This window comes from Gilliamella sp. Bif1-4, assembly GCF_001690535.1.
In the GTDB taxonomy this organism is placed as follows: Bacteria; Pseudomonadota; Gammaproteobacteria; order Enterobacterales; family Orbaceae; genus Gilliamella; species Gilliamella bombi.
This window is the reverse complement of the sequence record NZ_LZHC01000019.1, coordinates 1-1,922: the sequence shown is the minus strand read 5'-3', so window position 1 is coordinate 1,922 and position 1,922 is coordinate 1. Positions and strand designations below refer to the sequence as shown.

At 35.1% G+C, this 1,922-nt stretch carries 2 protein-coding genes and 1 pseudogene; 2 read left to right on the top strand and 1 reads right to left on the bottom strand.

The window, feature by feature from the left end; all coding sequences use genetic code 11:
* Positions 1-686: pseudogene (locus tag A9G25_RS02715) on the bottom strand (hypothetical protein); the annotation flags it as partial.
* A gap of 475 nt (positions 687-1,161) precedes the next feature.
* Between A9G25_RS02715 and A9G25_RS02710 the strand changes: the two are divergent.
* Together A9G25_RS02710 and A9G25_RS02705 are read left to right on the top strand one after the other, a co-directional pair.
* Positions 1,162-1,443: an IS3 family transposase gene (locus tag A9G25_RS02710; RefSeq protein ID WP_065625218.1), complete on the top strand. Its 282-nt coding sequence runs from the start codon at positions 1,162-1,164 to the stop codon at positions 1,441-1,443.
* A partial coding sequence (locus A9G25_RS02705; RefSeq protein ID WP_141674942.1) for a DDE-type integrase/transposase/recombinase occupies positions 1,440-1,922 on the top strand: 483 nt, incomplete at its 3' end. The genes A9G25_RS02710 and A9G25_RS02705, both read left to right, overlap by 4 nt.

Genomic DNA, 1,922 nt, shown 5'->3' with positions numbered 1-1,922 from the left:
ATTTTGGGTTTTAATAGTTGGATTAGCTTCCAAATTTCGGTGCTATTTTCACCGAAAGGTGTTTGGGTGTTGGCTATTTTGGTTTGCCATTCTAACCAGGTTTTTAGGTTGTTGACAAATGTGGTAGCTATGTTTAGATCAATGCCATCTTGCCCACTCATATCTTTTTGAGCACCAGTAGTTTTGATTGCTGTTGTAATAAACATTTGCATGTTTGGTGACAATTCGCTTGATGCAGGAAAGATCAAATCACCATTATAAAGTTTGTCAGCATTGATTTTTATTGATTGTTGTATATCATCTTGTGTTAAATAATCCACATTTTTTTTATTCAAGCTAACTAAAATGCTTTGTGCGGTCACCGATAATTTTTTCCCTTGCGGAGTCGATGAGTTAATTTGTGATAATGGTAGTGTTTCACTTGTATTGAAAATACTATCAAATGAAATAATTTTATCTTGAGTCCAGCTAATGGCATCTAAAATATCAGGTATGCGAATACGTCCGTCATTATCTGAATCGAGTAGAGATAAGGTTCGTTCATCAAAATCCAATCCTGTTGTTGGGCAACTTAGAGCGACCCATAATTTAGGATCTAAATCAGGTAAATTGATAATATCTCTGGCACTTTTAAATACAACTTGATCAAGCCCACCAACACGTTGAAATGTCCACATATGGCTCATAATAATCTCCACAAATAAATTTTATAATATCTTTATTGAAAGAAAACGCAGAGTTGTTTACACTTCATGATTAAAATAATCATCTAAAAACTCATAAGGTGTTTTCCCAGAAATCGCTTTATGCAGTTTAACCGTATTATAATAGTTAATAAATCGCTTAAGTTTTGTTGCCTATCTTTTGAATCTTTAAATATTTGCTGATTATGCCACATCTCCATTAAAGTTCGTATCACTCTTTCTGATTTTGCATTCATTTATTGGTAGTTAGATTTAGTGAATTTTTGGTTTATGCGATTATTATACATTTTAACAAATCGGTAACGGTTATCTTTATTTATGGTATAGGCGCCATATCCCATATCTTTGATAGGACGTTAACTTTGCTTTTATGTATATTTGTTACAGTGATCCTCGCCAAAAAAGTGGACAAAAGTTGCCTCTATGGTATAAACAAAAATCATAAGAGACAAATATCATGGTCAAAAAATTTAATATCGAATTCAAACAACAATCAGTGGATTATGCGTTATCTAATGCACACCTTTCTATCAGCGAACTTGCCAATCATCTAGGTGTGGGTAAATCAACCCTAGATAAATGGATTAGGCAACTTTCCCCGAATAAAACCAGCCGTCGAGAGTTAACCGCTGAGCAACAGCGGATTATGGCGTTAGAAAAAGAGATTAAAGAACTGAAAATGGCTAATGATATACTAAAAAAGGCGCATGTGTACTTCATCAACAATCCAAGTCGATGAAGTACGCTTATATGAAAAATCATTTAACCTGCTATCCCGTTACTAGGATATGCTCATTACTTGGTGTCAGTTCATCGGGTTATTATGCTTGGTTAAAAAGAGCAAACAAATCAGTTAAACTCAGCGAGTATATCCAAAAGCAGTATTGGCAACATAAAGCCCGTTTGGGTGCGCCAAGCCTGCTTCATGATGCAAGAGAAGCAGGCTATCAAGTTTCAGAAAGGACAATTAGCCGTGTTTTGCAACAATTGGGATTACGGAGTAAAGCAGCACGTAAATTCAAGCATAAAACAGACAAGGCTCATCACAATATTGCGCCCAACACGTTAGATAGGCAATTTAATCCTGATAAGCCTAATAAAACATGGGTAACCGATATTACTTATATTAAAACGGGTGAAGGTTGGTTATATTTGTCGGTGATTATCGATTTATATGGACGAAAAGTGATTGCTAGGCAAACCAGTCGCTACATAGAC